Below are 6,776 nucleotides of genomic sequence, written 5' to 3'. Positions count from 1 at the left end.
CGTCCGGATTCAGGTCCACGGCAATCTTTTGCGCGGCCGGAATGTTGTTGATGAACTCGCAATAGCCGGCACCGATGTCGACCACGGTCTCATTGGGACTGACGAAGCGGCTGAAATACTGGCCGCACAGCACCTGCCAGATGCGGTTCTTGCTCGCAAGTTCCTGGGGCGAGAACCGGTGGCGGTAGAGGACGTCGAGATCCTGGTCGATATCGGGCATCGGACATGTTCCTGGGAAGGGGGAAGGCGAAAGGAAAAGCGGATCAAGTCCACATCAAGCTGGAGCGAAGCGCTCTGGATGCAGGCACCCTGGCGCATCCGGCCCGCCACGGGGCGGTAACGGCTGTGCGCGCGTGCATCTTCCGTATGCGTTTTGTCAGCCCTTTGGAGAGCATGGTAGGTCAAGAGGACGGGCTGACGCAGTGCGTCCCCCGCCCCAAAATGAATGGGGGTTCGATCAGGCGCTGGCCACTTCCGCCAACCGGGTGCCGACCGCGATGCTCTCGTTGATGGAACGGTCCTCTGGGTAGTAGTAGGCCGTGTCGGCCATGAAGAAGCCTTCCACTGGCGTCTTCATGGGCGGCAGCATGTCCTGGAACCCCGGCGGGCAGATGGTCTGGGCGTACTCATAACGGTGGCAATGGGTGGCCCGGATCCATTCCGGCTTGAACGCCGGGTTGATCATCGGCAGGTAGCTGATCACCTCGTCGATAAGCTGCTGGTTGCTCCACTGCCACTTGGGGTGGGTTTTGGGCATGTAGTACGGGGCATAGACGATGTGCTCGCCCGGCCCATTGCCCGGGTTGAGGTTGCTGTACTCGATCAGCCCCGGGATGGTGATCCGCTCATCGCTGATGTTCATCCAGAAGTTCTCACTCACCGGCTTGGAGAGCTTGAGGATGACGCAGGCCACCGGGATGTTCTCGATCGCGCCGACCTGTGCGGCAAACGCGGCCGGCAGGCCCGGAACGAGCTTGGGCACATACTGGATCGGCGCGGTCGACACCACGCGGTCGTACGCGATGTGTCCGTCCCGGGTGACGATGCCGGTGACCTTGCCGTCGGTCGAGGCGACTTCCTCGATGGGCTGGGACAGCAGAATCCGGCCGCCGAGTTTCTGCACGTGCGCCGCCATCTTCTGCAGCAGCACGGCCGAACCACCGTCCAGGTAGCCCATGCTTTCATTGAAAAGATTGCGCCGCGACAGGGCCACGCGCTTGATGCGGGTACCAATCCAGGAGGCCGACAGGTCGTTCTGGTACTCGAAGAACTTCAGCGCGAAGGCCTTCTCCCACATCACCTTGTAGGCCTTTGGCCCGATCCAGCGGGTGATCCAGTCGCGCGCGTTTTCCTTGTCCAGCGCGGTCCAGTCCTGGATGCCCTTGGTATGCATCACGTGCAGGGCATAGCGGACCTTGTCGATCAGGCCCAGGTGCGGGAAGCCGAGCAACGCGAACGGGGTGCCCCATTTGTGCAGCTTGCCTTCGTAGTAGTAGCCCATCTTGGTGTCCGTCCAGTGCAGGCGGTCGGACAGCTGCATTTCATCCAGCAGCTTGAACAGCGGATAGTCGGTCTTGCAGATGAAGTGGTAATAGCGCTCGATGCGCAGGCCGTCGAAATCGAAATCCGCGGACATGCCGCCAATGCGGTCGTCGCGCTCGAAGATGTCGACCTGGTGGCCGCGCTTGAGCAGCTCCAAGGCTGCCATGAGGCCCATGGGGCCACTACCGATGATGGCGAATTTGCTCATTGAGGTCATGTCCGTTCGTTGCTGTTTGTTCGGCGCTGCAGCACATTTCAGCTCCAGCGCGGCGGTCGATCAGGTTCCAGCGTGTTCCAGTTCTGTGCCTGTCTGGGCGTGCAGACTGCGCGGCGGGCGCTCGACCTCGGCGGCGGTGTGTGGTGCGTGCAAGGGCGGGCTGTATGGGCTGGCCGTGCGCCAGAGGGCCGCCAGCAGCCCGCCGCACAACGCCACCGTCCCTACGAGATAGCCGATCTGCATGCCTGGCAGGAACGCCCGATCCAGGGCATAGGCCCTCAGTGCCACGGCAATGCTGGCCAGCCCAACGACGTAGAACAACACCTTGCTGGTGCGTGCGAGGGCGACCAGGATCGCTGCCTGCATCAGCAGTCCGCCGGCATAGGCACCTTGATGGATGGAGGTGGCCCCGGCGTCAAACATCGCCACCATCCAGAACACCAGGACCAGTAGCACCGTGGCGAGGATCTTCAGCAGTTCAGTGAGGGCAGGATCGCGCACCCCGCGTGCCCGGCTGCGCCAATACAGCGCTGCCAGGCAGGGCGGAAGCAGCAAGGGCGAGGCGAACCACATCGAATAGAACAGGTGGAAGAAGCTGACTTCGATGAACGATGCAGTGGCGGACGCGCTGTTGTTCACCATGACTGAGAGCGCATCCACGGGTGCACTGAGCGCGCCACGGGTGATGATCATGATGTCCTGCAGCCGCGCATGCAGCCACTGCGAAGGCGTCAGGTGTGAGTAGGCATCGACCAGCGCATGCAGCGCGCTTTCGGTGCCGGGTGGCACCTTGCCGGCGAAATGCCATTTGATGAGACGATCACCGGGAGGATCGATGAAACGCTGGTAGGCGATCCAGGGCAGATAACCTGCCAGGGCGACAGCACCGGTGCGGGTCAGCATGACCAGGCCCGCGCGTCGGTACCATGCCAGTTGCATCAGCGAGGCGCCGGCGAGGAAGAACAGGGCGCCCCCGTGGGACAGCATCGCCATTGCAGCCGCGATACCGGCCTGGCCCCAACGTCGCGGCATCCCACCAGCTGGGAAAAGGGCGCCGTAGTAGATGAGGCAGAACGCCGCTGCGAGCAGTTTGGGCCAGACAAACAAGGCGTTGACCAGTACCAGTGCGGACAGGCACAGCGCAAACAGGGTGAGCGTTCGAACCGATCTGCCGGCGAAACGATCCAGCAGGGCCGCCAGCGGAAGCAGGAACAGGGTCTGCGCCCAGGTCGAGATACCCTGGTAGACCAAGCCATGGGCCTGGGGCCAGGTGTCGCGCACCATCAGGTACAGGCCGGCCTGCAGCGGGGGGCGGTCGCTGCTCAGCCAGTCGCCGATCATCGGAACATCGAGCCGGCCCTGCGCGAGCATGTCGCCAAACAGCATGGGCAGCCACGCGTCGATCGGGAGCGGGCGCCATCGGCTGGCGCCTTCTGCGTTTGGCATGCCATTGCCATGGAACGGGAACAGGCCGATCCACAGCACCAGCAGCGCCAGCAGCAACACCGGCAGCAGTTCCTTCTGGATCCCTGCAAGCTCGCCGAACGTGCGGCCAGGGCGCCGTCCGGTCCGCAGGGCCCATGCAAACGGAAGTAGCACTGCCACGGCGGATACCACACTGCCGAGCGCGGCCGATCCGACGAAGGCGATGAACACCAGCAGCCAGATGCACCCTGCGGCAAGCAGCCCCGTGAGCGCCCGTTCGCGAGGTGTGCCGACGCGCGGCAGGCAGAACGACAACACGGTCAGCCACGCATTGCCCAACAGCACCGCCAGCAGCAACGGAAGCAGGCCCTGCTTGAACGTGTCTGCGAGCGTGACGGTGGATGCCCCCAACCCGGCCCATCCGTACATGCCGGTTGCGTGATCCTCAAGCACCACGCTGAATGCTTCCCGTGACACGTCCTCGGGGATGGTGAGATTCACGCGCTGCCAGCTTTCCCGAGGAGTGGGCAGCGACAGGATGGGGGCGGTTCTGCCGGATTGACCGACCGCGCTCAGGTTGATGCCGTGGACAGACGGGTAGCCGGTGAGCATCACGTCGATATGCCGGGTACCGGCAGGATAAGGCTGGGTCTGGATCCTGCCGGTCCAGTCATCGCCACCATCGCAGCGGGTGATGCGTCCTTCGACGGACGCATCAACTGGCAAAAAGGGGAAGGTCGATGGCGAGCAGCCACCCTGCATCGCCCGCGCAGGATCCGTCGGTGTGTTGCAGCCGGCCAGCATCAATACGCAGATCAGCAGGACCAGGCAGCGCGCGCCGAGCATATTTTTGATCCTGGCCCGCGACACGCCACGTCCATCGGCATCGGCATCGGCGGCCGCGCCGGTGCCTCCCCTGTTGTGCAGTGCAGTCATGTCAGAGCGAGATCTTGCGGAAGACAAACTCAGGAATGTTCTTGATCACCATCATGATCGCCCACCAGAAACCCGGCAGGTAGGCCACCGCGCGCCGCCGGTCGGAGGCGCGCACGATGCCCTGCGCGACCTTGTCGGCCGAGGCCCACAACGCGCCCTTCTTGAAGGCCTGCGTCATCGGGGTATCGACGAAGCCGGGCTTGATGGTCAGCACGTTGATGCCCAGCTTGCCCAGGCGCTGGCCTTGCCCGCTCAGGAACGCGGTGACCGCCGCCTTGGCGCTGCCGTACAGGTAGTTGCTGGCACGGCCGCGGTCACCGGCGACCGAGGAGATCACCGCCAGGTTGCTGCCGGCCGACAGGCGCTGGGCCAGTGCCGTGCACAGCGCGATGGTGGAGGTGCCGTTGGTGATGAACTCACGCATCGCCAGATCGACCGACTGGTCGCAGGCGGCCTGGTCGGGCAGGGTGCCGTGGGCGATCAGCACCGTATCGATACCACCGCTGGCCGCCCAGGCGGCGTCGAGCATGGCGGCGTGACCGGCCAGGTCGTTGACGTCAAGCGCATAGGCGTCCACCTGGTGGGCACCGCGCACGCGCAGGTCGGCGGCGATGGCGTCCAGGCGGTTCGCGTTGCGGCCGACCAGGAAAATCGTGCTGGCGCGGGTGGCATACAGCCGGGCCACCGCTTCAGCGATGGCGGAGGTGGCGCCGATGATCAGAACCTTTTGCATGCTTACTCCATGACCCGGCGCCAGAAGCCGGACGAAAAACGGGGATCGATATGGTGGGAGAAGGCCTCCCAGGCCGGGAAGGCCTGGCGGAACAGGGCGCCGGACATGCGCGCATCCTTGGCCGGGTACACCGCCCCGCCCGCCTCGGCGACGATACGGTCGAGCCGCTCCAGCATCCTGAACAGGTCAGGCCCGGTATTCGGGAAGTCCAGCGCCAGTGTCGTGCCCGGGCGCGGGAAGGAAAGCATACCCGGTGCCGGGGCATCCCCGAATTCCTTCAGGACCGCCAGGAACGAGCCGCGCCCGCTGCGCGAGATCTCCGACAGCAGGGCGGCGGTGGCCTCGCGCGCGGTTGCCGGCGGCAGCACGCACTGGTGCTGCAGGAAGCCGGCCGGGCCGTACATCCGGTTCCAGTCGTTGATGCCATCCAGCGGGTAGAAGTAGCTCTGGTAGTGCGACAGGTGGCGCGTGCGGCGGCCGGGCTGGCGCCAGTAGTACAGGGTGTTGAACGGGCGCAGGGTCAGGCCGTTGACCATCGAGACCGGCGGCACGAACGGGATGCTGCGGCGGGGCATCGCGCTGGGCGTGGCCGCCCGCGGGTCGCCCCGGGCATGGTCGCCGCGCAGGAAGTGGCCGCGCCCGAGCTGCTTGCCGGTGGCCAGGCAGTCGATCCACGCCACGGTGTATTCGAAGCCCGCGGCCGAGTCGCGCGAGAGCGTGAAGAACTCGTCCAGCGAGTCGAAACGGATGGACTCGGTTTCGATCCACGGCCCAGGCACGCGCCGCWACTGAAGTTCGGCCCAGGTGATCAAGCCGGTCAGGCCCAAGCCGCCGATGGTGGCGACAAACAGCCCGGTGGCGTCATCGGCACCCAGTGCGATCCGTTGGCCGTCGCTGCGCAGCAGCTCCAAACCCCGCAGGTGGTGGCCGAAACTGCCGGCCCGATGATGGTTTTTGCCGTGCACATCGTTGGCGATCGCCCCGCCCACCGTGGCGTAGCGGGTGCCGGGCGTGACCGGCAGGAACCAGCCCTGCGGCAGCGCCAGCTCGATGATCTCGGCCAGCGTCACGCCGGCCTCGCAACGCACGATGCCGGTTGCGGGGTCGAACGCGATGAACCTGTCCAGCGACCGCGCCATCAACAGCGTGCCGCCCGGGTTGAGACAACTGTCGCCATAGCTGCGCCCATTGCCATGGGGCAGCATCAGGCCATCGACGGCCGGCAGCAGGGCAGCACGGTCGGTGACCGGCGCCAGCTGCTGTGTCGCCCGGGGGTAACGCCCCCAGGACTGGCCGCCGGCAGACCTCATATCGCGGCCAGCACGATCACCACGCCCAGCGCGATGACCATCTGGCTGCCACGGTCGGTGGCGGCGAATACAATCGGGTCATCGTGCATGTCGCCGCGATGGGACACGATCCACATGCGACTGATCCAGTACAGCAGGATCGGGCACAGCAGCCACAGCACCTTGGGATGGCGGTACAGCTCCATGCTCTCGGGGCTGTTGATGTACAGCGCGAACACCAGCACGCCGATGTAACCGGCGGCCGCGCCGAGCGACTGCACCAAGGGGAGGTCGGCGACCGAGTAGCCGCGTCCGATCGCCAGCTCCTTGCCATTGGCCAGGGCCGAAGCCAGCTCGGTGTAGCGTTTGAGCATCGCCAGGCTGAGGAAGACGAACATCGAGAACGCCAGCAGCCAGAACGACAGTTCCGAGCCGATCGCCACGGTGCCGCCGATGATGCGCACGGTATACAGCGCGGCCAGCAGCACCACGTCGATCATGACGATGCGCTTGAGCTGCAGCGAGTAGCCCAAYGTCATCACGTAGTAGCACAGCAATACCAACGCGAACGACGGGCTGCACAGCAACGCCAATGCGAACCCGGCCAGGGTCAACAGCGGCGCGACCAGCAGAC

At 65.2% G+C, this 6,776-nt stretch carries 4 protein-coding genes and 2 pseudogenes; all 6 read right to left on the bottom strand.

Annotation, left to right across the window (positions count from 1 at the left end):
• Positions 1–220: pseudogene (locus ACXJKH_RS12100) on the bottom strand (SAM-dependent methyltransferase); the annotation flags it as partial.
• A gap of 237 nt (positions 221–457) precedes the next feature.
• Complete coding sequence (locus tag ACXJKH_RS12095) at positions 458–1,750, bottom strand: NAD(P)/FAD-dependent oxidoreductase (protein ID WP_457319619.1); 1,293 nt, start codon at positions 1,748–1,750, stop codon at positions 458–460.
• A gap of 69 nt (positions 1,751–1,819) precedes the next feature.
• Positions 1,820–4,120, bottom strand: a complete 2,301-nt coding sequence (locus ACXJKH_RS12090) for a hypothetical protein (RefSeq protein ID WP_457319618.1) — start codon at positions 4,118–4,120, stop codon at positions 1,820–1,822.
• A 1-nt stretch (position 4,121) separates the two neighbouring features.
• A complete protein-coding gene (locus ACXJKH_RS12085; protein WP_457319617.1) occupies positions 4,122–4,853 on the bottom strand; it encodes an SDR family oxidoreductase in 732 nt (243 codons plus the stop codon).
• 2 nt (positions 4,854–4,855) lie between these two features.
• The gene (locus ACXJKH_RS12080; protein WP_457319616.1) at positions 4,856–6,163 is read right to left on the bottom strand and encodes an FAD-binding oxidoreductase; all 1,308 of its coding nucleotides are present in this window, start codon (positions 6,161–6,163) and stop codon (positions 4,856–4,858) included.
• Positions 6,160–6,776, bottom strand: a pseudogene (locus ACXJKH_RS12075) (UbiA family prenyltransferase); the annotation flags it as partial. The gene ACXJKH_RS12080 and the pseudogene ACXJKH_RS12075, both read right to left, overlap by 4 nt.

The organism is Stenotrophomonas sp. P5_B8, assembly GCF_054049855.1.
The sequence above is the reverse complement of the archived record's forward strand: the minus strand, read 5'-3'. Positions and strand labels throughout refer to the sequence as shown.

Excerpts from the sequence above, each read along its gene's own strand:
- ACXJKH_RS12095 (WP_457319619.1), bottom strand. The coding sequence starts at position 1,750 with ATGAGCAAATTCGCCATCATCGGTAGTGGCCCCATGGGCCTCATGGCA.
- ACXJKH_RS12090 (WP_457319618.1), bottom strand. The coding sequence starts at position 4,120 with ATGACTGCACTGCACAACAGGGGAGGCACCGGCGCGGCCGCCGATGCC.
- ACXJKH_RS12085 (WP_457319617.1), bottom strand. The coding sequence starts at position 4,853 with ATGCAAAAGGTTCTGATCATCGGCGCCACCTCCGCCATCGCTGAAGCG.